The sequence below is a fragment of the Arthrobacter sp. KBS0703 genome (assembly GCF_002008315.2).
Taxonomy (GTDB): Bacteria; Actinomycetota; Actinomycetes; order Actinomycetales; family Micrococcaceae; genus Arthrobacter.
Map to the genome: position 1 here is coordinate 832,272 of NZ_MVDG02000001.1, position 24,534 is coordinate 856,805.

Genomic DNA, 24,534 nt, shown 5'->3' on the forward strand with positions numbered 1-24,534 from the left:
GGGAGCAACTTCACGTGGCATCACTAATCGAAAAACTTCTCCGCACGGGTGACAAGAAAACCCTGAGGCAACTGCGGAACTATGCCGATTCCATTAACGCCCTTGAAGACTCATTCAAAACTTTCACCGATGCTGAGCTGCGTGAAGAAACGGACCGGCTCCGGGCCCGCCACCAGGACGGTGAAACGCTCGACGATCTCCTTCCCGAGGCCTTTGCCGCTGTCCGGGAAGCGTCCTCCCGCACCTTGGGCATGCGCCACTTTGACGTACAGCTCATGGGCGGTGCGGCGCTTCACCTCGGCAACATCGCGGAGATGAAAACCGGTGAAGGCAAGACGCTTGTGGCCACCGCTCCGGCCTATCTCAACGCCCTGGCCGGCAACGGCGTTCACGTTGTCACCGTGAATGACTACCTGGCCGAATACCAGTCGGAACTGATGGGCCGCGTCTACCGGTTCCTCGGCCTCAGCAGCGGCTGCATCCTTTCCAACCAGGACCCGTCGGTCCGCCGGGAGCAGTACGCCGCCGACATCACGTACGGCACCAACAACGAATTCGGCTTCGACTACCTGCGCGACAACATGGCCTGGGACCAGTCCGAGCTCGTCCAGCGCGGACACCACTTTGCGATCGTGGATGAAGTCGACTCCATCCTGATCGACGAGGCCCGGACCCCGCTGATCATCTCCGGCCCCGCCCAGGGTGACACCAACCGCTGGTACAGCGAGTTCGCGAAGGTCGTGCTCCGCCTGCAGCCGGACCACGACTACGAAGTCGACGAAAAGAAGCGCACAGTCGGCGTCCTCGAAAGCGGGATCGAAAAGGTCGAGGACTACCTGGGCATCCAGAATCTCTACGAATCCGCCAACACGCCGCTGATCGGTTTCCTCAACAACGCCATTAAGGCCAAGGAACTGTTCAAGCGGGACAAGGACTACGTCATCCTGGACGGCGAAGTGCTCATCGTCGACGAGCACACCGGCCGTATTCTCGCCGGCCGCCGCTACAACGAGGGCATGCACCAGGCGATCGAAGCCAAAGAAGGCGTCGAAATCAAGGCCGAGAACCAGACCCTCGCCACGGTGACGCTGCAGAACTACTTCCGCATGTACGGCAAACTCTCCGGCATGACCGGCACCGCGGAAACAGAAGCCGCGGAATTCATGAGCACCTACAAGCTGGGCGTCGTCGCCATCCCGACCAACCGGGACATGCAGCGGATCGACCAGTCTGACCTCGTCTACAAGAACGAAGCCGTCAAGTTCGACGCCGTCGTCCGGGACATCGCTGAGCGCCACGAAAAGGGCCAGCCCGTCCTGGTGGGCACCACGAGCGTCGAGAAGAGCGAATACCTCTCACGGCTGCTCGCCAAGGAAGGCATCCGCCACGAGGTCCTCAACGCCAAGAACCACGCCCGTGAGGCCGCCATCGTGGCTCAGGCTGGCCGCAAGGGAGCCGTGACCGTCGCCACCAACATGGCCGGCCGCGGTACTGACATCATGCTCGGCGGCAACGCCGAGTTCACGGCCATCGCCGAGCTTGCCCAGCGCGGCCTTGACCCGGAGGAGAACTCCGAAGAGTACGAGGCCGCATGGCCTGCCGCCCTCGCGGCTGCCAAGCAGGCCGTCAAGGACGAGCACGAAGAGGTGCTGGATCTCGGCGGCCTCTATGTCCTGGGCACCGAGCGCCACGAATCACGCCGGATCGACAACCAGCTGCGCGGCCGCTCCGGACGCCAGGGAGACCCGGGCGAGTCCCGCTTCTACCTCTCACTCACCGACGACCTCATGCGGCTGTTCAACTCAGGCGCAGCGGAGCGCCTGATGAACAGCTCCGTGCCTGACGATGTGGCGCTTGAATCCAAACTCGTCTCCCGTGCCATCGCGTCGGCCCAGGGCCAGGTCGAGGGCAGGAATGCCGAGCAGCGCAAGAACGTCCTGAAGTACGACGACGTCCTCAACCGCCAGCGCGAGGCAATCTACGGCGACCGCCGTCGGATCCTTGAGGGCGACGACCTCCACGAGAAGGTCCAGTACTTCATCGAAGACACCATCAACGCCCTGATCGACGCCGCCACCGCCGAGGGCAACGGCGACGACTGGGACTTCGACCAGCTCTGGACGAACCTCAAGACGCTCTATCCCGTCAGCGTCACGGCGCACGACGTCATCGATGAGGCCGGCGGAAAGTCCCGGATCACGGTTGAATTCCTGAAGGAAGAGATCCTGTCCGACGCGCGGCTCATGTACCAGGCCCGCGAGGAAACCATCGGTTCCGAAAGCATGCGCGAGCTTGAGCGGCGCGTTGTCCTTTCCGTCATCGGCCGCAAATGGCAGGAACACCTGTATGAGATGGACTACCTGAAGGAGGGCATCGGCCTGCGCGCCATGGCCCAGCGCGATCCGCTGGTCGAGTACCAGCGCGAGGGCTTCACGATGTTCCAGGCCATGATGGAAGCCATCCGCGAGGAGAGCGTCGGGTTCCTGTTCAACCTTGAGGTTGAAGTCACCCCTGCCGAGGACGTGGTCATTGCCGATGCCGCGGGCGGCCACACCGAACACCACGAGCCGCAGATCCACGCCGCCGGGCTGGAAGCTCCCGAGAAGCCGGCCCAGCTGCAGTACACGGCGCCGGGTGAAGACGGCGGGGCCCAGACGCGCATTGAGGGCAGGTCCACCGGGCGCTCGGGAAACCCGGCCAAGGCCGGATCGCAGGACCGCCGTGATGCCAAGAAGAAGAAGCGTTAGGACTTAGGGCGTCTGTAAGAACAAAGTGAGGGACCGGAGCAGTTGCTCCGGTCCCTCACTGCTTCCGGGCCGGCTCATCCGATTTCAAGGGCGGTCACGCGCCAGACCTGCTTGCTTCGTTCCAACCGGACGGCGACAGCCCGTGTCCGAAGTTCGTCGATCACCACCGCGCTGGCTTCGTAGATGTCCGGTGTCACCTCACAGGCCCGAACCGACCTGACCGTGGGGTTCCGGTGCAGGCCGCCCAGCCTGCGCGGTGACCTGGCTGCCTCGTGGCGGATCAGGGAGACACGGTGCTGCAGGGCCGTCAGGCAGCGCTGGTCCAGCCGGCGCGCCAGCTGATGGATCGGCCGCGTGCCGGCAAGGACCTCAATGGCGGCCTGGACCGTGGCTCTCGTAATGGCGTGGATTTCGCGCATTTCCTCCGTCCCCGCGGCCCGGATGGAAGGGGCAAACTGGGGCCTTGCGGTGCCCGCGCTCCGGACGGGAGTTAAAGCAGTCATGATTCGGTCCTTTGGTTGCAGTGGCATGGCGGGACGGCAGTTGCACGGACGGATCACCCACCCGCGGGTCACGGGACAGGTGGCGTGAGGACCTGCCCCGGGAGCAGGACGTCCGGGTCCGCGCCGATGACGTTGCGGTTGGCTTCATACCAGCGGGGCCATTGCGCGGCGATTTCGACGTCGCTCGCCGCGGGGCCCAACGCCCGGGCAGCGATGGCCCACAGGGAATCACCGGCCCGCACGGCCACTTCCGTGCCTGCGGTGTTCGGAAGCTGGCGGGCTGACCTGACCGGGACGGCGGCCACCAGCCGCGGCTCCGTGACCGGCGCGCGCGGCTTCCACTGGGGCTGGAGATCCGGTGCCCCGGGTAGCGGGCGGCCGGAAACATCGGGTTCTTCGGCTGGCCGGTTCCGGCCGGCCGTGGAGGGTCCGGCTGTGGGCGTCCAGGCGGCCGACACGGCGGCCCGGCTGTTTGATGACACCGGCGCTGCGGGCGCTGCGTCCGCGTGGGCCAGGGGCGCCCCCATCAGTTGCAGGCCCAGGGCAGCGAGGGCCAGCCTGCGCATGAAGACGGGGCTGAACCCTCCGGTGACGGCGGCCGCACGCTTCCGACCCGCGCGCTCCAGCAAAGCAGCTGCAATGGCCGCAGCCAGGGACAGCACCCACCACGACACCACCGCCAGGCCGGCAGCGCTGGCCAACAGGCCGAGGAGATCCTCGAATCCGAGGGACCGCCTGTAGGAGGCGGAACGCTGCCATTGCTCCAGCAGCCTGCTGCCCGCAAACGCCAGGAACAGCCCGAGGCCCAGGATGACCAGCGCCAGGGCGGCGTCGGACCTGATCGGTCTGGCTGACTGTGGCTCGCCGGTCATGTCGTCCCTCTCGTTTAATACATTTTGATATAGTTTGACTATGTTTGATCTCAATAAGCACAGTGTGCATCACGTTTGTGTTTGTTGTCTAGGGACGCGGAGCTGCGTTGTCGGATTGACCCTCCCTGAAGGCCCGCCTACGCTGGCGCCATGCGATGGAATGCTCTTTTTGAGGACCTTGAGGCCCAGATTGCCGAGGCCGAGGTCCTGACCCGGGAATCCGAAGTGGCTGACCGTTCACGTGCTGAGTTGGCTTCCGTCGAACTTGCCGAGCGGCTCCGCGGGTCGCTGGGGCGGCGCATCGGTGTCCACCTCGCCTCAGGCACCGTCTTTGCCGGCACGTTGAGTCACGCGGGCGCAGAAAGTCTGGTCATTGACGAACCCGCGCACCAGGTGCTGATTCCGTACGCGGCCGTGGGTCATTACGTGGGCATTGGCAGGTTCGCCGTCGGGGAGTCTTCAGTGGTGCGCCGGAAGCTGGGCCTGGCCAGTGCACTGAGAATCCTGGCGCGCGACAGGGCGGGACTGACCGTCGTGATGGCGGCGGGGGACGTGCGCATCACCGGCGTCATTGACAGGGTCGGGCGGGACTTCTTTGACCTCGCCATGACCCATGAGGGGGAGGCGCGCCGGGCGTCGGGTGTCACGGACGTCGCTACGGTGCCGTTCCGGGCGCTGGGCGCACTGCGCTCGATGCGGGGCGGGGATCTCTAGCCTGCCGCCGGAGATTCAGACTGACTTGGACTTGGCCTCTTGGATCATGCGGCTGGCCTCGGCATAGCGCTCTTCAATGTACTGTTCGAGCATTTTCTCTTCTACGCGCCACTGACCGCGGCCGCCGACCTGGATAGCCTTCAGTTCGCCGCTGCGGACCAGTGCGTAGGCCGCGGGCGCATTGATCTGGAGTTGTTCGGCTACATCTGCAAGGGTGAGGAAACGGGGCATGATCCCATTCTGCCACCGGAGGCACTTGATGATGCCGTTATCCACAGTTTGATGATGTTTGCCCCCGTGACTTTCGGTTTGGCCAAGGATGCCGTAACAATGATCATGACCGGCGCGAACTGGGCGCCCGGCGCGTCAGGGGGGAACGGTACGCATGAGTGTCAGCGCCACGGCCACGGGAGCCCGTCTCAAGAAGCCCTCTTGGAAGGACCCGCGGCTCCTGGTGGGCGTGCTGCTGGTCCTTGCCTCGGTTGTCGGTGTCATCTCGCTCGTCGGCAGCGCGGATCAGACCACCGAAGTATTGGCCGCCCGGGAGGCGATTGCCGTGGGTCAGAAGCTCACCCCCGAAAACGTCAGCCGGGTCAAAGTCCGGCTGGGGGACGTGGAACAGCACTACTTTACGGCCGAGTCAGGGATGCCTGAAGGCATGGTCGCCGTGCAGCGGATCGGTAAGGACCAGCTACTGCCCCGGGAAAGCCTGGGCAGCGTGGACGCCCTGGACCGGAAGCCGGTGGCCATCACTGTTCAGGAGACCTTGCCTGAGCAGGCGGTGGCCGGCACGCGCGTCGACGTCTGGGTCTCGTTGCCTGATGCAAGGAACGGATTCGCCGAGCCGCGGCTTCTCCTGCCGGGTGCTGAAATCGCCCAGGTCACGTCAGGTTCCACTGCACTGGGGTCCTCGAAATCCACGGTCCTCATGGTCCTGGTGGGCGACGGACAAATGCCGGCGATCCTCGGCGCGCAGGCCAACGAAGCCAAGATTTCTGTCGTGTGGAATCCCGGGGGCGGTACCAAGTGAGTATCCCGGTTGTGACTGTCGGCCAGGCCCAAGAGGACGTGGTCGGCGGATTGGAGAGACTCCACGGGCCCGTCACCGTGGTCCGGCGGTGCACGGAGTTGGCGGAGCTGCTCGCTGCCTGCCAGAGCGGACTGGCCCGGGCAGCCGTCGTGGCCGAGGGGAGCGAGGACCTGACGGCTTCCCTCGCGGACAGGCTCGGCGCCGTGGGCGTCGCCATTATCGCCTTGACTGACAGCCCGGAGGAAGCCGCCCGGCTGCACGGCATCGGCGTAACATCGGCGCTTACCACGGTCGACTCAGCGGCGTTGGCCGAACGGATCTCCGACGCGGTTGCCCAGCTCACGGGCAGCGGGCTCACTGGCCGCCGGCCCGCGAGTAACGGGCTCACGGCCAGCGGGCTCACCGGGGGAAAGCAGCGGGAGCACGGATTTGCAGAGACCGGTGCGGCCCTGCGCCCGGAGGCTGACGAGGCCGTGCCGGTTCCGTCGGCGGCCGGAACCGGCAAGATCGTGGCCGTGTGGGGACCCGCCGGCTCGCCGGGACGGACCCTCGTGGCGGTGAATATCGCCGGCGAGCTTGCCGCAGCAGGACAATCCGTCCTCCTCGTCGACGCGGACAGCTACGGGGCCAGCGTGGCTGCGGTTCTGGGGCTGCTCGACGAGGCGGCTGGCCTGGCCCAGGCCTGCCGGCTGGCGGACCAGGGCCTCCTTGACCGCGAGACGCTGCTCCGCGTCGCCGTCCCCGTTGCTGCCACAGCGGGAAGTTTCCGCGTCTTGACCGGCATTACCCGGGCAGACCGCTGGACCGAGCTCCGCTCTGCCGCGTTGGCGCTGGTCTTGGAGCGGGCCAGGGAAGTGGCCGACGTCGTTGTCGTGGACACCGGCTTCTGCCTCGAAGCCGACGAGGAACTGAGTTTCGACACCATGGCGCCGCGGCGGAATGCCGCCACCCTCCGGAGCCTGGAAATGGCCGATACCGTGTTCGCCGTCGGAGCTGCCGATCCTGTCGGCGTCCCCCGGCTTGTCAGGGGACTGGCGGAGCTCGAAACAGCAGTTCCGGGCGTTGCTCCGGAGGTCGTGATGAACAAGGTGCGTGCTGCCGCGGTCGGCCGCTCGCCGGAACGGCAACTCCGTGAGGCTTGGGACCGATACGGGCCCGGAACCGGTATCAAGGCCTTCCTCCCGTCGGATCCTGGGGCCAGCGACGCGGCGCTCCTTTCCGGGTCGCTGCTGCTGGAGGTGGCGCCGGATTCGCGCCTGCGCGCCGCCATCGCCAGATTGGTTTGTGCACCTGTCCAGCAAAAGCGCAGATCCTCTGTGTTCTCTTCCACAGCAAAGGCAAAGCTAAGGGGTTAGGCTCACGGTGAGGGCTGCAACGGTGCGGCCGTGAACTTGTGATGGAGGCGTTTGTCGATGTCGTCTGGGTCCAGTGTGGAGGATCAGTCCCGTTCCATAGGAGCCGAAGAGGGCTTTTTTGCGGACTACTATGAGCACCTCGCGGAGGAGGACGCCCGAGCGTACCCCCGTGAGCTTCTGACTGCCCGGGCAGACATGCACCGGCAGGTTGGGGCCATACGCCAGCCCGGGCGGGCAAACATCTCGATCTCCGACGAAACCGATCGAAGCGTGGTGTACATCGTCACCGACGATATGCCGTTCCTCGTGGACTCCGTCAACGCCGAGCTGGTCCGGCAGAATTCGGCCATTCACCTCGTCCTCCACCCGATGTTTGTGGTCACGCGCAACCGCCAAAGCAATGAGCTGGTTAAGGTGGACCGGGTGCCGTCGAACATCGGGATCTCCAGCGGCGATACGGCGGCGCTGCCCAGCCTGTCGCACCTGATTGCACAGGGTGACAACGCCTCCCACATGGAGTCCTGGATTGCCGTCGAGATCGGCCGGGCGAGCGATGAAGCAAAGGTCCAGCTGAAGGAAGGACTGGAGCGCGTCCTGGGCGACGTCCGCGCGGCGGTGGAAGACTGGCCGAAGATGCGCAATAAGGCATTGCAGATTGCACAGGGCCTGGACAAAGTGGCCCATGCGTCGCAAATCGCAGAGATCCGGCAGGCCCAGGACCTGCTGCGGTGGCTTGACGAAGGAAATTTCACATTCCTGGGGTACCGGGAGTACGACCTCGTAAACGATGCCGGCGAGGACGTGCTGGAACTCCGTGAGAACAGCGGACTCGGGCTCCTGCGCGCGCACGACGACACCCGTCAGGTCCAGCACCTCACCGATGCAGGCCGGCGGAAGGCACGGGAGAAGCGCGCTCTCGTCATCACGAAGGCCAACTCCCGTTCCACCGTGCACCGGCCCGCCTACCTCGACTACGTGGGTGTGAAGAGTTTTGACGCCGCCGGGAACGTGAACGGCGAACAGCGGTTCATCGGGCTCTTCGCCACGAGCGCCTACACGGATTCGGTAAAGAACATCCCTATCGTCCGCGAAAAAGTCGACGCCGTTCTCCGCAGCGCCGGGTTTCCGCCCGATTCGCACTCCGGAAAGGACCTGCTGGGAATCCTCGAGACCTACCCGCGCGACGAACTTTTCCAGATCGAGATTCCCGACCTCGCCGCAACGGCGACCGGAATCCAAAGACTGCAGGAACGCCGTCGCACCCGGCTCTTCCTGCGCCCGGACATTTACGGACGGTTCATGTCCGCCGTCGTGTACCTGCCGCGTGACCGGTACACCACGAATGTCCGGCTCCGGATTGAGCAGGAGCTTCGCGAGACCTTCCATGCCGAGTCCATTGACTATGAGGCGCGGATGACGGAATCGGCGCTGGCCCGTCTCTTCTTCCGGATCAGGCTGCCCAAGGGTGCCGACGTCAGCCATGTCAACGCCGATGCCCTCGAGAAGCGGCTTGTCCGGGCTGCCCGCTCCTGGAGCGAAGGAATCAGCGAGGTCCTGCGTGACCGGCGCGCTGACGACGGGAATAAAGAGCTGGCTGCCATCTGGGCGGAGGCCTTCCCTGCCAGCTACAGGGTGGACTACGAGGTTGAGGACGCGCTCGAAGACATCGCCCGGTTTGAAAAGTACGGGGCCGCAGCCGAGCGGATGACCGGAGCGACACAGGAACGCCCCGGCGTCCACGTCTACCTGCCCGAGGGCGCCGGCGCGACGCTCGAAGAGGACGCCCGGGTCAAGCTCTACATGCTGGAGCCCAAGAGCCTGAGCCAGATCCTTCCCTACTTTCACAACCTGGGCCTCGAAGTGCTGGATGAGCGTCCCTTCGAGATCGAGACCGCCGACCGCCGGGACTTCTTCCTCTATGACCTCGGCTTGAAATACCCGGCCGGCGTGGACCCGGTGTCTACCGGGCAGCTGCTGGCGGATTCGTTCGGGGCAGCCGTTTCGGGAGCCGTTGAATCCGACAGCTTCGACCGGCTCGTGCTGCGCGAAGGCATGGCGTGGCGGCAGATCATCGTCCTCCGGGCCTACGCCAAATACATGAGGCAGATGGGTAACACCAACTCCTTCGAGTTCATGGCAGACACGCTTTTGAGCAACCCGGACGTCACTCGGGGGCTCAGTGCCCTCTTTGCGGCACGATTCGATCCGGCGTTGACTGAGCTGGAGCGGACCGAACGGCAGGAAAAAGTCCGCGCTGAGCTGTCGTCGTCGATCGAAGCGGTGGCGACGCTGGATGCGGACCGTGTCCTCCGGACGTTTACCAACCTGATCGAATCAACGCTCCGCACGAATTTCTACCAGGACAAGCCGTATGTGAGCTTCAAACTGGATCCTGCCGGCATTGAGGGCCTGCCCTTCCCCCGGCCCAAGTTCGAAATCTGGGTCTACTCGACGCGGGTCGAAGGTGTGCACCTGCGCTTCGGCAAGGTGGCGCGTGGCGGTCTCCGCTGGTCCGACCGGCGCGAGGACTTCCGGACGGAAATCCTGGGACTGGTCAAGGCCCAGACTGTCAAGAACGCCGTCATCGTTCCGACCGGCGCCAAGGGAGGCTTCTTCGCCAAGCGGCTGCCCGACCCCGCCGCGGACAGGGCCGCGTGGATGGCCGAGGGCATCGAAAGCTACAAGACCTTCATCCGCGGACTGCTGGACCTCACCGACAACCTGGTCACCACCGCCGACGGTGAACGGCTGGTGCCGCCTGCGGACGTCGTGCGGCATGACGACGACGACTCCTACCTGGTCGTCGCGGCGGACAAGGGAACGGCCACCTTCTCCGACATCGCGAACGGGCTCGCCGCGGAATACGGCTTCTGGCTGGGCGATGCCTTCGCCTCCGGCGGATCCGTGGGGTATGACCACAAGGCGATGGGCATCACCGCCCGGGGCGCCTGGGAATCCGTGAAGCGTCACTTCAGCGAGCTGGACCTGGATACGCAGTCCGAGCCGTTCACGGTAGTCGGGGTGGGCGACATGTCCGGTGACGTTTTTGGGAACGGGATGCTGCTCTCCAAGCACATCCGGCTGCTGGCCGCGTTCGACCACCGGCACGTTTTCCTGGATCCCAACCCCGACGAGGCCAGTTCCTTCTCCGAACGGCAACGGCTGTTCGAGCTGCCGCGATCGTCGTGGGATGACTACGACAAGGGGCTGATCAGCGAAGGCGGCGGTGTGTACCGGCGCCAGGCCAAGTCCATTCCGGTCTCCCCGCAGGTCCGCGCGGCCCTCGGCCTGCCGGAGGACACCACCCAGCTCAGCCCGCCTGAACTCCTGCGGGCCATCCTCCTTGCACCGGCCGACCTGCTCTATAACGGAGGCATCGGCACCTACGTCAAGGCCAGCTCCGAGACCAACGCCATGGTGGGAGACAAGGCCAACGACGCCATCCGCGTTGACGGGCGTGACCTTCGCGTCAAGGTGGTGGGCGAAGGAGGAAACCTTGGCATGACCCAGCGGGGGCGCATCGAGGCGGCACTGCAGGGCGTCATCCTGAACACGGACGCGATTGACAACTCCGCCGGCGTCGACTGCTCGGACCACGAGGTTAACATCAAGATCTTCGTGGACCGGATGGTCGCCGCAGGCAAGCTTGATGCCGGCGAACGTCCCGGGTTCCTGGCGTCGATGACCGACGAAGTGGCCCGTCTCGTCCTCGAGGACAACATCGACCAGAACATCCTGCTGCTCAACGACCGCCAGAAGGTGGCCGACTGGAGCCCCAGCTACGAGCGGCTGATGGACTGGCTGGAAAAGACGGCGGACCTCAACCGCGACCTTGAAGCCCTGCCTTCGACCGCAGCCCTCCGCGAACGCCTCGAACAGGGACAGGGGCTGACATCGCCTGAGCTGTCGGTGCTGGCCGCCTATGCCAAGATCGAGCTGGCGACGGCGCTGCGCGACAGCGACCTCGCCGACGACCCCTGGTTCCGGCGCACGCTTCGGGAATACTTCCCTAAGCAGCTCCGGGAACGGTTCGACGCCGAACTGGACTCCCATCCGCTGCGCCGGGAGATCATCGCCACCGTGGTGGCCAACGACATGATCAACATGGGCGGCATCACGTTTGTGTTCCGGACCATGGAGGAAACGTCCGCCAGCGAAGTCGCGGTGGCCAAGGCGTTTGTTGCGCTGCGGGAGATCTACGAACTGGACATCATGGTGTCCGAGCTCAACGACCTGCCGGCATCGTTCCCCACCGAACACTGGAGCACGGTTCACCTCGACATCCGGCGGCTGCTGGACCGGGCGGTGCGCTGGGTCCTGGGCCAGGGGAGCGCCTCGCAGCCCATCGCCGACGTCGTCAGCGAGTTCAAGCCCCTCATGGATCCGATGCGGGCGCGGCTGCTCGACTACCTCCGCGGCGATGACCGGTCACGGGTGGCGGCCTGGCTTGAGAAGGCACGGTCCTGGGACCTGCCGGACGACCTGGCCCACCGCTGGGCCGAGCTGTTTGAGAGCTTTGTCCTCCTGGATATTGCGAAGATCACCCACTCCCGCAAGGAGCCGGTGGAGGAGATCGCACGCGTGTATTACACGGTGTTCAACCGCTTCCACGCGGATTCCCTGCTGGAACGGATCAGCACGCTGCCGCGGAAGGACCGCTGGCAGGCGCTGGCCCGGGCCGCGCTGCGGGACGACCTGTACTCCACCGTTTCAGACATGACGACGGCGGTGCTTGAGTCCACTGCAGAAGGCCTGCCGGCCGAGGAGCGGCTCAAGGCGTGGGAGGCACTGAACGCGGAACAGCTGGGCCGGGCGAAGAGCATGTTCGATGAGGTCAATGCCCTCGAAGCCGACGATATGGCGTCGCTGTCGGTAGCATTGAGGCTCTTGAGGTCAATCGTCCGACGCTAGGCATTGGCCCGGCGTCGAAATCTGGAGGTGCAGTGGCAATCTTTACGGACCCCATCAGGGAACATGCTGATTTCGGGCCGGGGGATGCCGAGTGGCTGCACCTCCTGGTGGGCGACTGGCAAATGGTGGCCGACCTCGCATTTGCCGACCTCGCCCTCTGGTTTCCGCACCCGGACCACGGCTATGTGGCGCTTGCCCACGTGCGGCCCTCCACGACGCATACGGTGTTCCATGCCGACTTCGTCGGGGAGGGCATCCGGTCCGATCTCCAGCCGCTGGTCGACAAAGCGTGGGCCAGCCGCGCCATTGAGCGTTCCAGCGAGACCAACTGGAGCAGCGATATGGCGTTGCGGGTCGAGGCCGTGCCGATGGTCAGAAATGGCCGCACGCTGGCAGTGGTCACCACCCACATGGACCTCTCCAGTTCGCGGATGCCCTCCCGCCTTGAGCTGACGTACCGCCAGTGCGCCTACGACCTGCTCCGGATGGGCACCCTGGGCCTGTGGCCCGACTTTGCCTCACCCACGGGTTCCCGCCGCGGGGCGCCACGCGTGGGCGACGGCCTGATCCGCCTCGACGCCGAGGGGATCGTGCAGTATGCGAGCCCGAATGGCGTGTCCGCGTTCCGGCGCCTCGGCGACGGCGAATCGCTGGAGGGCCGTTCGCTGGCGGAAGTCACCGCAGGATTGCTCAGGGACCGGCGCCTGGTGGATGAGACCCTGCCGCTCGTCGTCACCGGCCGGATGCCGTGGCGCAGCGAGATTGAATCCCGCGGCGTCAGCCTGTCGCTTCGCGCCATTCCGCTCCGCGACGAGCAGCAGCGGTTCGGGGCGCTGGTCCTGTGCCGCGACGTGTCCGAGCTGAGGCGCCGTGAGATGGAACTGGTCACGAAGGATGCCACCATCCGTGAGATCCACCACCGCGTGAAGAACAACCTGCAGACCGTGGCCGCTCTGTTGCGGATGCAGTCCCGCCGGATGGTCAGTGACGAAGCGAAGCAGGGGCTCGAGCAGGCGATGCGGCGCGTGGCGACCATTGCGCTGGTCCACGAGACGCTGTCGCAGGGCCTGACGCAGAGCGTTGACTTTGATGAGTTGATCGGACGGCAGTTCCGTCTTTCGGCCGAGGTGGCGTCGCCGTCCCAGCAGGTCAGGACGCAAAGGTCGGGGGTTTTCGGTGAGCTTCCCAGTGACTTTGCCACGCCCCTGGCGCTCGTGATCAACGAGCTGGTGACGAACGCCGTCGAGCACGGACTGGAAGGCCGGACCGGGACGGTCTGGCTCCTCGCCGACCGCTCGGCTGGAGAAGACGGCGAGGAACTGCTCACGGTGACCGTGGCCGACGACGGCGTTGGTTTGCCGGACACGCCACACGTCGAGGGCCTTGGGCTTCAGATTGTCCGCACTCTGGTCACCAGTGAGCTGGGGGGCACCATCCAGTGGAAGGCCCGTGAGGGAGGCGGGACGGCGGTCCAGATCATCCTCAGCCTCGCAAGCCGCTGAGGCGAGGGCCCCACTGCGCGTAAAGCGCACAAAAAAGCGACGGCCGCGGACCTTTGGTCTGCGGCCGTCGCCGTAGTGTTGACCTGCCGCTTAGGAAGCGCGGCGGGCGCGGGCCGCGCGGCGCTTCAGCGCACGGCGCTCGTCCTCGCTCATGCCGCCCCAGACACCGGCATCCTGGCCCGACTCCAACGCCCACTGCAAGCAAGTGTCCACGACGGGGCACCTGCGGCAAACGCTCTTGGCCTCCTCAATCTGGAGAAGCGCCGGCCCGGTGTTGCCGACCGGAAAGAAAAGCTCCGGGTCCTTGTCGAGACAGGCTGCGCGATTACGCCAATCCATGCTGATCAGTCACTCCATTCCTGGGAAGTCATTTGCCACTTGTGAAAATATTCACTAGGGCCTACATAGGAAAGGGGCCCTGAGGGCCCCCTTGGTCATCTGGATCAAGCGTTTCATGTTAACGCTGTGTAAACAAGGGGTACTGGTGCACGAAATCCCCCGGAAGCGTGAGCGATGCATCACACCTGCAATACGCCGGAGGGCTGCCCCCACCGTCAGTTGACTATGTCGGGTAGGGTGCCAGTGTGTCAAGACCCCCAGCAGGCCCCCCCGAACCGTCCCCCGAGCCCGAAGGCAGCGGCTTTTCCGACCGCGAAAGCGGGCCGGAGCGGCCCGCGACTGCCGGGGAAAGGCCGAGGGCAGTCGCGCTAATTGCGGCGATTATCGCAGCCGAAGCCGCGGCGCTGTTGGTAGCCGCCGCCTGGTACGGTTTTCAGCTCGTGGCCGGAGCGCCGGTCCTGTCCTTCTGGGGAGCCGTGTTTACGCTTGCCCTGCTTTTGGCATTCGCTTCCTGGCTGTGTGCCGTTGCGGTGTTTCTGTTCCGCGGCTTCCGCTGGCCCAGGGCTGGTGCACTGGTGGCGCAACTGTTCGTGCTGACCGTCGGCTTCCCCACTCTGACGGGTGGTTACCCGGTGGCAGGGGCCGCGATGCTCATCCCGGCGGCGGCCGCCATTGTGCTCCTCTTCGACAAGCGCGTGGTCCGCTTCGCCTCCCGTCCCGCAGGTGCGCCTCCCGCGCTTTGAGCCCGGGCAGGCACAAGGGCCGGTACGGCGACGGCGCCGGCGATGAGTCCCGGCTGATGCAGCTTTGCCTTAACCGCCCGCCAACGGCTCTCCGGCGGACACGTCCTCGGGACGGCTCGCGGCAAGCTGGACCGCCATTGCCCTGCCGTCCGCGAGGAGGAGGGCGCGGCCCGGCGGAGGGTCCGGTTCCAGCTCGTACCTCAGCCCGAAAAGGTCGCCGTCCATGGGACTGCGCGGCCCAATCAGGATGCCGCTGCCGCAATTGCGGGCGGCCAAGGCTAGCGGGACGCGCTGCACAAGGGCCGGGCCGAAGCCGGCAGCCATGATGACCGTCCGGCCCAAAGCGTTCAGCTCCAGCAACAGCTGGTGGGCGGCGGCGGGCAGCAGATCCGCGTCGTCCACGAGCAGTACCGCATCCCGGGCGAGGAGGCCCTTGGCGGCCGCGGCGCGGGTCTCCGCCCAGAAGTCGGCCGGGTCCACCTCCGGGGCCGGGAGGACCCAGCCCGCCGTCCCCGGATTGAGGGCCTGGACCGCACGCAGGAATGAAGACTTCCCCGAACCGGCCGCACCCAGGACGGCAAGGACGCCGCCGCACGGAACGCGTACGAAGGCGGGAGCCAGCTCGTCCCCGCCCACGCCGACACACAGTTTCAGGTTTCGCGCCCGCCCCGATGTTCTCGCGTCAGGCCGGTCCGGAGCGGAAATTCCCTCCGGCCCGCCGATCCGGGCGAGCAGTCCGGCCAGCGAAACTTGCAAGGGGAGGGGCTCCACCCTGAAGGGCCTCGTGCGGGGGGACTCCTGCGGCGGGGCCTCTTGGCCGGGCGGGCCATCCCGGGTGTAGAGCTGGCAGACGCCCTGCCGGTTCCCTGCGAGCGCACCGACCGCGACGGCACGGCCGGGCACCGCCGGAATGTCAGGCATCCGCGGCCACGCCAGCCTGCTCTCTTCGCTGGCGCCCCTCGGAAAGTAGATCCGGTTGGAGACGGCGGAAAAGAAGCGTGCGGTCACGAGCTCACGGTCCCCTGAAACGATGACGGCAACGCCGGCGCCCTGCCCGTCCCGGACCAGGCCGTGAACCAGATCCTCAGCCCAGATCAGCGGGCCCGCCCGCAAGGCGGAAACCCACGAACCCCAGCCCGAAATGGCCAGCACCAAGGGAACCGCCGGTGTGGCCGCCGACCGGCTCAGCCGCCGTGACACTTCGTCGCTCAGCCGTTCCAGAACGCGCACGCCACGGCGCAAATCATGGAGGTTGACCACCGCGCCGGCACGGCACGAGGACGCCAGCGCGGCGAAAGAACCGTCGGCATCGAGGACATACAGGTGCGACTCCGTTGGGTGCGTCAGGAGCTGATCCAATGTGAGGGACAGTGCGTCGCCGGGATCAGCGCAGCTGCCGCCGATCAGGGCCAGGTGTCCGTCGCTGCGGGGACGCCAGTTGAGGCCGGCAAGTCGCTGTTCTTCAGGCAGGTCCAGCCAGCCCAGCTCCAGGCACCAGCGGTCATCCCGAGTGTCCGGGGCATCCGGCCGATGACCGCCGGGCCCCGCGCCCGGAGTCCGGGCCGGTGCCCGTGGCGGACAGGGCAGCACGTCAGGCAGCGGCATAGCCACGGGGCTGCGCACGGCTGCCCCGCCCAACGTTTCCCACAGCGAACGGGTCACCGCCGCTATCGGCGCCACTGCAGCGGCCGGTGCCTGCGGCGGTGCCGCATTCCCGTCGCCGGCAGCCGCGGAGGAGGGCATCTCCAGCGCCTCGCTGGTCAGCAGCACGGCGACATCGCAATCACTCCCATCGGGGAGCCCGGCTGAGAGACTGGCCGACTGAAACTCCTCCGGTGCTTCGGTTGCGCGCGCAAGAAAGGCCCGGCCGGGCGTTTCAACAGCAATACCGGCGGCGGCGTTGGTTCCTATGACGTCGGCAGACTCATGGGCGGACTGTACGCGGAGGGCGATGCTGGTTGTGACGTTGGCACGGATGTCAGCCGTGAGCGCGCCCTGCGGCCGCTGGGTAGCCATGACCAGATGAATCCCCAGTGACCGGCCGATGGCGGCGATCCTCATCAACTCGCTCAGGGACAGCGGCGCATCCTCCACGAGAATCCGGAACTCGTCGATGATGAGGATCAGCTGGGGGAGGGGGTGCTCGTCGGCCGCTTTGGACAATCGATAGGCCGCCAGGTCGGGGGCAGCGGCCGCGGCCAGCGCTTGTTCCCGGCGGCGGACCTCGGCACGCAACGACACCAATGTGCGATCGAGTTCGCTCCTGGTGAGGTCCGTGAGCATGCCCACACAGTGGGGCAGGGCCGTCAACGGGCCCAGCCCGGACCCGCCCTTGAAGTCGAAGAATAGGACGTTCACGCGGTCCGGCGGGAAACTCAGGGCCAACGCGGCGGCGAGCGTACGGAGCAGCTCCGACTTCCCGGATCCGGTGGTGCCCGCGATGAGCACATGCGGACCGTCAGCCTCCAGATCCAGGATGCGGACGCCGCCGGCGCCTGTCTCTTATACACATGCGACCGATGGGGACACATCTAGATGTGTATAAGAGACAGGCATCAGCCTGCCGCTCGCCCAGCGCCGGGCCGTTCCGGCCTCCGACATGTCGAGGATGTCGGTGAGCGGACAGGCGGCCGGCAAGGTCGCGCCGCTTCGCGGGGCACCTCCCAGGGCATGGCCGGATTGCCGGCAGTAGCGGTCGAAGACATTGAGCGGCACAAGATCGGGAACGAACCGCCGCGTTGATCCGGGGGAGCGGAACAAGGCCCTGCGCTCGCCGAGTTCAATATCGGTGTCCGCCGGCAGCACAGGGCGGTCGGCGAAGTGAACCACCCGCCAGCCATGGCGGCGCGCGCTCTCGATGAGTCCGGCATCTGCACTGCTGGTCGTCCGGCTGCCGGCGATCAGGAATACACCCGGAGGGCCGGCCGCTGCGGAATCCACCGCCAGGACCGCCGCGGTGATCCCTGCTGCCGCGTGCAGGGTGACAGCGGGCAGGTACCGCGCCGTCAGCGGCACCAGGCCGGGCGGGCCGTGAACCACAATCCGGGTCCCGCTGGCCCGCGGATATCCGGTGAGCTGCATGAGGAAGGAGCGCATCATCCCCTGCGCTTCAGCTTCCGGTCCCCGAACGGTGACCAGTGGAACCTCGGGATCCAGAAGTAGCGGCACGGCTCCGAGGCACGGCAGCTGGAAGTCCGGGTCCTCTGGCTCAAACCGGATGTTCGCCGGTTGGTCTGCCGTTCCCAGCCGGAGCCAGACGCCGGAGGCTGCCCGTTCGGCGCCTGCCGGTTCCTCCGCACCGGGCGAGTACAGGGCCAGCTCCGCGGCGGACGGCGCGGACCGCCGTCGTCGTTCCGTGTCTTCTGCCGCTGCCGCCGAAATTGCCGACCGCAATTCGCGGCGCCGCCGCCTGCCCGCGACGACCGGGACCATAACCGTCACGGCCGATATGGCGGTGAACGCCAGGAACATCCACATCCCGGTCGCCAGCGCCAGCCCCAGCCCGAGGGCGACGGGCAACCCGGCGGCGAGGAGGAGTGCGGCCCGGCTGCTCTGCTCAGTTGCGCGCGGTACCTTCAGGGGTTCCGCCACCGACAGTCCGGCGGAGCCCAGATGCGAGCCCGGTGAACCCGGCGGCCGTGCAACCAGGACTGACAGGGTCGAGTTTCCGCACCGGATGAGCGAGTCGGTGGAAATGACGGCGTTCCTGACGCGCTTGCCATCCACCTCCGTCCCGTTGACGCTGTCAAGGTCCAGGAGGGTCATGGCCGTGTCCGAAACGTCGATCCTGGCGTGCTCCCTTGACAGATCCGGATCCGGGATCGTCACCTCCGCGTTGGTGCGTCCGATCTGGTAGCTCCCGCGGCGCAAGGGCAGAATCATTCCTGCAGCCGGGCCGCTGTGCACGGCCAGCAACAGTGCAGGGGAAGCGTCCGACCCTGGCCAGGGCCTCGGCCTCGCCCGCCTCTGGCCGCCGTCGACGAGGACCGCCCCGTTGACGAGGGGGACCTCACCGACCGTCATGGTGCCGAGCGGCAGGCCATTCACCGTCAGATCCCGCGTTCCGAAGGCGTGCGCCACAGCGCGGTCAAGTTCGGCGCCCGGGCAGCCGGGCCGTACGCGGACGGTCAGTTCCACGGCCGCGTCGGAGCGCTCCGCCGCCGGGCCGCGGACCAAGGTGCAGTGCAGGGTCACCGCGTGGTCCTCCGTTCTTCGGCCAACTTGTGCCCCACGCTAACGCCGCCGCTGCCGGGACGGCGCGCCTGGATCCGGCTATGTGGATAACCGTGCGGAGCACCTCGCTGCAGCCAGCGGGCCCTGGCGACGGGGAGTAGCGGAGTCGGCGGAAGGACTGGACAGCGGATAGTGTTAAGCAAAACCGGGTGCGGCGGCGTGGCTGCCGCCTGCCAGTCATGAGAGAAAAGGCACCAGAATCGTGAAGATTGCTGTAATTGCGTTGGGGAAAATCGGGCTGCCGCTGGCTGTCCAGTTTGCTTCCAAGGGCCATGACGTTGTCGGCGTCGACGTCAACCAGCAGGTAGTGGAGCTCATCAACGCCGGCACGGAGCCGTTCCCCGGTGAAGCCCACCTGCAGGAGAAGCTCTCGGAGCTCGTGCCGGCAGGAAAACTCCGCGCCACCACGGATTACGCCGACGCCGTGCCCGGCGCGGACGCCGTCGTGCTCGTTGTGCCGCTGTTCGTTGACGCCGACGCGAAGCCTGACTTTGGCTGGATGGACGGTGCCACGGCTGAACTGGCCAAGCACCTGACGCCCGGAACCCTCGTGTCCTATGAGACAACCCTGCCGGTCGGAACCACCCGCACCCGCTGGAAGCCTGCCCTCGAGGCCGGCTCCGGGCTGGTCGAGGGCCGGGATTTCCACCTCGTCTTTTCCCCGGAACGCGTCCTGACCGGCCGCGTGTTCGAGGATCTGCGCAAGTACCCCAAGCTCGTCGGCGGCCTGTCCGAAGCGGGTGCGGCGAAGGCCGTTGAGTTCTATGAATCCGTGCTGGACTTCGACGAGCGTGCCGACCTCCGCAGGCCGAACGGAGTCTGGGACCTGGGCTCCGCGGAGGCGTCCGAGCTGGCCAAGCTGGCCGAGACCACGTACCGGGACGTCAACATCGGGCTGGCGAACCAGTTCGCGCGGTTCGCTGCCACGGCCGGCATCGACATCTACCAGGTCATCGAAGCCTCCAATTCCCAGCCCTACAGCCACATCCACCAGCCGGGCATCGCCGTCGGCGGCCACTGCATCCCCGTGTACCCGCGCCTCTACCTCTGGAATGACCCCGAAGCGACCGTCGTCCGCGCCGCCCGCGCTGCCAACGCCGACATGCCGGACTACACGGTGGGACTCCTCGAAGGCGCGTACGGTGACCTCACCGGCGCCCGCGTGGTCGTGCTGGGTGCGGCGTACCGCGGCGGCGTGAAGGAGACAGCGTTCTCCGGCGTCTTTGACGCCGTGACGTCGCTGGAAAAGCGCGGTGCCGAGGTGTCGGTTCACGACCCGCTGTACACGGACGCGGAACTGGACAAGCTCGGGTTCGCGGCCTACCACCTTGGCGAGCCCGTTGATGCGGCCGTCGTCCAGGCCGACCACGCCGAGTACAGGGAATTGTCGCCCGCTGACCTGCCGGGCATCAAAGCGTTTATTGACGGCCGTCGCGTGAGCTCAGCTGACCGGTGGGACGGGATCACCTACCGCGTCATTGGCAAGGCCTGACACCGCCTTGCTGCCGCAGCCCCCGCTGGCCGCGGCGCCGGCACTCTTGAGAGGAACCAAACTATGACGACGACCATTGCTCCCAGCGCCGACGTTTCGGACCAGGCAATACTCGGCGAGGGCACGAAGGTCTGGCACCTTGCCCAGGTGCGCGAACGGGCCAACCTTGGCGAGAACTGCATCGTGGGCCGCGGCGCGTACGTTGGCACAGGCGTACAGATCGGTGAGAACACGAAGATCCAGAACTACGCCCTGGTCTACGAACCGGCCAAGCTCGGCAAAGGGGTTTTCATCGGCCCGGCCGTGGTGCTGACCAATGACACCTACCCGCGGTCCGTCAGCCCGGACGGCTCGCTGAAGAGCGCCCATGACTGGACCCCCGTTGGCGTCACCATCGAAGACGGCGCCTCGATCGGTGCGCGGGCCGTGTGCGTTGCGCCGCTGACTGTCGGGCGCTGGGCAACGGTTGCGGCCGGCGCCGTGGTCACCAAGGACGTTCCGGCGTTTGCCCTGGTAGCGGGCGTTCCTGCACGCCGACTGGGTTGGGTCGGGAAGGCAGGCGAACCGCTGCGGCAGGAGGGCGACTTCTGGGTCTGCCCTGCCACCGGCGCCAAGTACATTGAAGACGGAAATTCCCTGAAAGAATCTGAGGAGAACGCATGAGCTACGACTTTATTCCTGCCGCGAAGCCGATCATCGGTGACGACGAGCGGGCCGCCGTCGACGCCGTTCTGGCAACAGGAATGCTCGCCCAAGGCACGCAGGTCGCGGAATTCGAGAAGGAGTTCTCTGACGTCCTCCTGGACGGCCGCTCCTCCGTAGCTGTGAACTCCGGCACCTCCGGACTGCACCTGGGCCTTCTTGCCTCCGGCGTCGGACCTGGCGACGAAGTCATCGTTCCCTCCTTCACTTTTGCCGCAACCGGCAACTCAGTCGCGCTCACCGGTGCCACCCCCGTGTTTGCCGACATCGAGCTGGACCACTACACGCTCGACGTGGACCACGTGGCCTCCCTCATCACGGACAAGACCAAGGGCATCATGCCGGTCCACCTCTACGGCCACCCGTTCGACGTCGAGGGCTTCACCAAGCTCGCTGAAGAACGCGGCATCGACCTCTACGAGGACGCCGCCCAGGCCCACGGTGCCAGCTTCAAGGGCAAGAAGGTCGGAACGTTCGGCAAGTTCGCCATGTTCAGCCTTTACCCGACCAAGAACATGACCTCCGGCGAGGGCGGCATGGTCTCCACCCCGGACGCCACCGTGGAACGGAACCTGCGGCTCCTGCGGAACCAGGGCATGGAGAAGCAGTACGAAAACGAGCTGGTCGGCTTCAACGCCCGGATGACGGACCTGCACGCCTCGATCGGGCGCGTGCAGCTGAAGAAGGTCCTGGGCTGGACGGAACAGCGCCAGCAGAATGCCGCGTTCCTGACGGACAACCTTGAGGGTGTGGGCACGCCCACGGTCGCCGAAGGCGCCTCGCACGTCTACCACCAGTACACGATCCGCGTCACCGAGGACCGCGACGGCCTGGCGAAGGCCCTACGCGAGGAGTACAACATCGGCACCGGCGTCTACTACCCGGTGCCCAACCACCGTCTTCCGTCGTTCAACCGCGCGGAGGACCTGCCCAACACCGAAATGGCCGCGAAGGAAGTCCTCTCCCTGCCGGTCCACCCGTCACTGAGCCAGGCTGACCTGGAACGCATCGTCACGGCGGTCAACAAGCTCGTCCAGGCAGGCGCCTGATGGGAAACCTTCGCGTTGGCCTGATCGGCCTGGGAATGATGGGCCGTCACCACGCCCGCGTGATCCGGGAGCTCGACGGCGTTGACTTGGTGGCCGTTGCGGACTCCTATGGGGATCCCCACGGAGTTGCCGGCCCGCTGAGCGTGCTGTCTTCCGTTGAGGAACTCATCGCCGTGGGCATCGACATGGCAGTCGTTGCCGTGCCCACCGGACTTCACGAGGAAGTGGGGCTCGCCCTCGCCGAAGCCGGTGTCCACACGCTGGTTGAAAAGCCCATCGCCTCGAGCACCGAAGCGGGCCAGCGGATGGTTGATGCGTTTGCAGCCAAAGGGCTTGTCGGAGCCGTCGGCCATATCGAACGGTTCAACCCCGCGCTGCAGTCCCTGCGCAAACGGATTGAGGCCGGCGAGCTCGGCGAGGTCTACCAAATCGCCACCCGGCGCCAGGGGCCGTTCCCGGCCCGCATCGCCGACGTCGGCGTGGTCAAGGACCTCGGCACGCACGACATCGATCTGACGGCCTGGCTGGCCCAGAGCCGGTTCCAGTCGATTTTTGCCCACATCACCACCCGCAGCGGCCGCCCGCACGAGGACATGGTCGCGGCAACGGGACACCTCGAAAACGGCGTGATCACCAACCACCTGGTCAACTGGCTTTCCCCGATGAAGGAACGCCTGACGATTGTCACCGGTGAGAAGGGCGCCTTCGTGGCCGACACCATCACCGCAGACCTGACGTTCTTCGAGAACGGCACCGTCGCCACTGAGTGGGAATCGATGGCCGCGTTCCGGGGTGTCTCGGAAGGCAACGTCACCCGCCTTGCGATCCCCAAGCCCGAACCGCTGCGGACCGAACACGAAGCCTTCCGGGACGCCGTCCTCGGGCTGCGCAGCGACGTGGTCACCATGCAGGAAGGGCTCGACACCCTGCGGGTTGCCGAAGCCGTGCTGGAATCCGCCACGAGCCGGCAGATCGTGGAGATTGCCGCTTCGTGACTGACAAGAGACCCCTCAAGGTCACCGTAGCCTCGCGGCTGTTCACCCCCGAGGTGGGCGCGGCATCATTCAGGCTGCAGGCGCTGGTGGACGGACTCGTGGCACAGGACGCGGAGGTCAGTGTTTTGACCACGCGGCCGCCACACGGTTCGCCGGCCTTCACGGCGCCGTACAAGCTTTCCCGGTGGCCGGTGCTTCGCGACGCGGGCGGCAACGTCCGGGGCTACGTGCAGTACATGAGCTTCGATCTGCCGGCATTCTTCCGCCTGTTGTTCTCGCCGGCGGATGTCGTCGTCTCCGAACCGCCTCCCACCACGGGGGTGATGGTGGCCCTGAGTTCGGCGCTCCGGCGCAGGCCGTTCGTGTACTACGCCGCCGACATCTGGACCGAAGCACTGTCCGCCACGGACGTGCCGGGCATTGTCATCCGCGTGATGCGGGCTGCCGAAGGCTTCGCGCTGCGCCGCGCCGCCAAGGTGATCGCCATTTCCGACGCTGTGGCGGAGAAGGTGGGGGAGTTCGGCGTCCCCGCGGACCGTGTTGTTGTTGTCGGAAACGGCATCGACACCTCCGTCTTCGGCCCGGCCGGCGAGTCAGCCGGGACGGGCGATCCGTACTTCGTGTACACCGGAACCATGTCCGAGTGGCAGGGGGCCGACATCTTCATCCGTGCGCTGCCGGCGGTGTTGGCCGAGCACCCCGGCGCCAGCATCCGGTTCTTCGGGCAGGGGTCCGATGAGCCTCATCTGCGGGAACTCGCGGCGCAGACGGCTCCCGGCCGCGTTCACTTCGGCGGAGTCATTCCGCCGGCAGAGGCGGCGCAGTGGATCCGCGGGGCATCGGGGGCGCTGGTCAGCATCAAGCCGGGCCAGGGCTACGACTTTGCGAAACCGACCAAGATCTATGCGGCGGCCGGGTGCGGAACCCCCGTGATCTTCGCCGGGACCGGAGAAGGCGCGGCACTCGTCGCCGACAACGGACTCGGCGAAGCGGCAAAGTACGACGTCGACAGCGTTGCCGGAGCCATGCGCCGGGTCTTGGACGCTCGGCACAATGGCGACGACGACGGCAGCCGGGATGCCAGGGCCGGCTGGGTTGAGCGCCACGCGTCGCTGGCTAACTCCGGTCAGCATGCTGCCGCCGCAGTTCTGGCGGTGGCGCAGTCCGGGCGCTAAGGGTGGCCCGTGAAGCGCCGGCGGGTTGATTTTCCAGCGGCCGCACGGGCCCCGGAGCCTCTCGGCAAGCGCCCTGAAGCCACCCCGGAATGCGTGACAAATTTCAAGTTCGGGTAGTCTAGACCCGGCAGATAGGGCTGTCCATGCCTGCCACCAAAACACACAGGAGAGT

At 66.4% G+C, this 24,534-nt stretch carries 18 protein-coding genes; 12 read left to right on the forward strand and 6 right to left on the reverse strand.

Annotation, left to right across the window (positions count from 1 at the left end; genetic code table 11):
• Nucleotides 1-14 precede the first annotated feature (14 nt).
• On the forward strand, nucleotides 15-2,747 hold the full coding sequence (secA, locus tag B1A87_RS03945; RefSeq protein WP_078028020.1) for a preprotein translocase subunit SecA: 2,733 nt from the start codon (nucleotides 15-17) through the stop codon (nucleotides 2,745-2,747).
• 74 nt (nucleotides 2,748-2,821) lie between these two features.
• Here secA and B1A87_RS03950 read toward each other — a convergent pair whose 3' ends face one another.
• Together B1A87_RS03950 and B1A87_RS03955 are read right to left on the reverse strand one after the other, a co-directional pair.
• Nucleotides 2,822-3,250, reverse strand: a complete 429-nt coding sequence (locus B1A87_RS03950) for an Rv3235 family protein (RefSeq protein WP_078028019.1) — start codon at nucleotides 3,248-3,250, stop codon at nucleotides 2,822-2,824.
• 68 nt (nucleotides 3,251-3,318) lie between these two features.
• A complete protein-coding gene (locus B1A87_RS03955; protein ID WP_139362786.1) occupies nucleotides 3,319-4,122 on the reverse strand; it encodes a LysM peptidoglycan-binding domain-containing protein in 804 nt (267 codons plus the stop codon).
• A gap of 150 nt (nucleotides 4,123-4,272) precedes the next feature.
• Between B1A87_RS03955 and B1A87_RS03960 the strand changes: the two genes are divergently transcribed.
• Complete coding sequence (locus B1A87_RS03960) at nucleotides 4,273-4,836, forward strand: hypothetical protein (RefSeq protein WP_078028018.1); 564 nt, start codon at nucleotides 4,273-4,275, stop codon at nucleotides 4,834-4,836.
• Nucleotides 4,837-4,851: 15 nt separating this feature from the next.
• Here B1A87_RS03960 and B1A87_RS03965 read toward each other — a convergent pair whose 3' ends face one another.
• Nucleotides 4,852-5,067, reverse strand: a complete 216-nt coding sequence (locus tag B1A87_RS03965) for a helix-turn-helix domain-containing protein (protein WP_043419585.1) — start codon at nucleotides 5,065-5,067, stop codon at nucleotides 4,852-4,854.
• A gap of 154 nt (nucleotides 5,068-5,221) precedes the next feature.
• Here B1A87_RS03965 and B1A87_RS03970 point away from each other — a divergent pair, with 154 nt between their 5' ends.
• From B1A87_RS03970 to B1A87_RS03985, 4 genes are read left to right on the forward strand one after another with little or no spacing between them, the layout of a single operon-like run.
• The gene (locus B1A87_RS03970) at nucleotides 5,222-5,866 is read left to right on the forward strand and encodes an SAF domain-containing protein (protein WP_078028017.1); all 645 of its coding nucleotides are present in this window, start codon (nucleotides 5,222-5,224) and stop codon (nucleotides 5,864-5,866) included.
• Nucleotides 5,863-7,221 carry a chromosome partitioning protein gene (locus tag B1A87_RS03975; protein WP_078028016.1) on the forward strand — a complete coding sequence of 453 codons (1,359 nt, stop codon included), beginning with the start codon at nucleotides 5,863-5,865 and terminating at the stop codon, nucleotides 7,219-7,221. Before B1A87_RS03970 ends, B1A87_RS03975 begins: the two co-directional genes overlap by 4 nt.
• Before the next feature lie 57 nt (nucleotides 7,222-7,278).
• On the forward strand, nucleotides 7,279-12,132 hold the full coding sequence (locus tag B1A87_RS03980) for an NAD-glutamate dehydrogenase (protein WP_078028015.1): 4,854 nt from the start codon (nucleotides 7,279-7,281) through the stop codon (nucleotides 12,130-12,132).
• Between the two features lie 32 nt (nucleotides 12,133-12,164).
• Entirely contained in the window at nucleotides 12,165-13,634 is a 1,470-nt protein-coding gene (locus B1A87_RS03985) for a sensor histidine kinase (RefSeq protein ID WP_078028014.1), read from the forward strand.
• 90 nt (nucleotides 13,635-13,724) lie between these two features.
• On the opposite strand, the gene B1A87_RS03990 is transcribed toward B1A87_RS03985, so the two are convergent.
• A complete protein-coding gene (locus tag B1A87_RS03990; protein ID WP_003804966.1) occupies nucleotides 13,725-13,973 on the reverse strand; it encodes a WhiB family transcriptional regulator in 249 nt (82 codons plus the stop codon).
• A 245-nt stretch (nucleotides 13,974-14,218) separates the two neighbouring features.
• Between B1A87_RS03990 and B1A87_RS03995 the strand changes: the two genes are divergently transcribed.
• Nucleotides 14,219-14,716 carry a hypothetical protein gene (locus tag B1A87_RS03995; protein WP_078028013.1) on the forward strand — a complete coding sequence of 166 codons (498 nt, stop codon included), beginning with the start codon at nucleotides 14,219-14,221 and terminating at the stop codon, nucleotides 14,714-14,716.
• Between the two features lie 69 nt (nucleotides 14,717-14,785).
• On the opposite strand, the gene B1A87_RS23580 is transcribed toward B1A87_RS03995, so the two are convergent.
• Nucleotides 14,786-17,164, reverse strand: coding sequence for an FtsK/SpoIIIE domain-containing protein (locus tag B1A87_RS23580; protein ID WP_260680642.1), 2,379 nt, complete (start codon nucleotides 17,162-17,164; stop codon nucleotides 14,786-14,788).
• Between the two features lie 54 nt (nucleotides 17,165-17,218).
• Nucleotides 17,219-18,910 (reverse strand): FHA domain-containing protein, encoded by a 1,692-nt coding sequence (locus B1A87_RS23585; protein WP_260680643.1) that lies wholly within the window; start codon nucleotides 18,908-18,910, stop codon nucleotides 17,219-17,221.
• Nucleotides 18,911-19,151: 241 nt separating this feature from the next.
• Here B1A87_RS23585 and B1A87_RS04005 point away from each other — a divergent pair, with 241 nt between their 5' ends.
• The 5 genes from B1A87_RS04005 (at nucleotide 19,152) to B1A87_RS04025 (ending at nucleotide 24,362) form a co-directional block, all read left to right on the forward strand.
• Nucleotides 19,152-20,441 (forward strand): nucleotide sugar dehydrogenase, encoded by a 1,290-nt coding sequence (locus B1A87_RS04005; RefSeq protein WP_078028011.1) that lies wholly within the window; start codon nucleotides 19,152-19,154, stop codon nucleotides 20,439-20,441.
• 63 nt (nucleotides 20,442-20,504) lie between these two features.
• Nucleotides 20,505-21,104: an acyltransferase gene (locus B1A87_RS04010; RefSeq protein ID WP_078028010.1), complete on the forward strand. Its 600-nt coding sequence runs from the start codon at nucleotides 20,505-20,507 to the stop codon at nucleotides 21,102-21,104.
• On the forward strand, nucleotides 21,101-22,192 hold the full coding sequence (locus B1A87_RS04015) for a DegT/DnrJ/EryC1/StrS aminotransferase family protein (RefSeq protein ID WP_078028009.1): 1,092 nt from the start codon (nucleotides 21,101-21,103) through the stop codon (nucleotides 22,190-22,192). The genes B1A87_RS04010 and B1A87_RS04015 overlap by 4 nt, the downstream gene beginning before the upstream one ends.
• The gene (locus B1A87_RS04020; protein ID WP_078028008.1) at nucleotides 22,192-23,187 is read left to right on the forward strand and encodes a Gfo/Idh/MocA family protein; all 996 of its coding nucleotides are present in this window, start codon (nucleotides 22,192-22,194) and stop codon (nucleotides 23,185-23,187) included. The genes B1A87_RS04015 and B1A87_RS04020 overlap by 1 nt, the downstream gene beginning before the upstream one ends.
• A complete protein-coding gene (locus B1A87_RS04025; RefSeq protein WP_078028007.1) occupies nucleotides 23,184-24,362 on the forward strand; it encodes a glycosyltransferase family 4 protein in 1,179 nt (392 codons plus the stop codon). Before B1A87_RS04020 ends, B1A87_RS04025 begins: the two co-directional genes overlap by 4 nt.
• Nucleotides 24,363-24,534 lie beyond the last annotated feature (172 nt).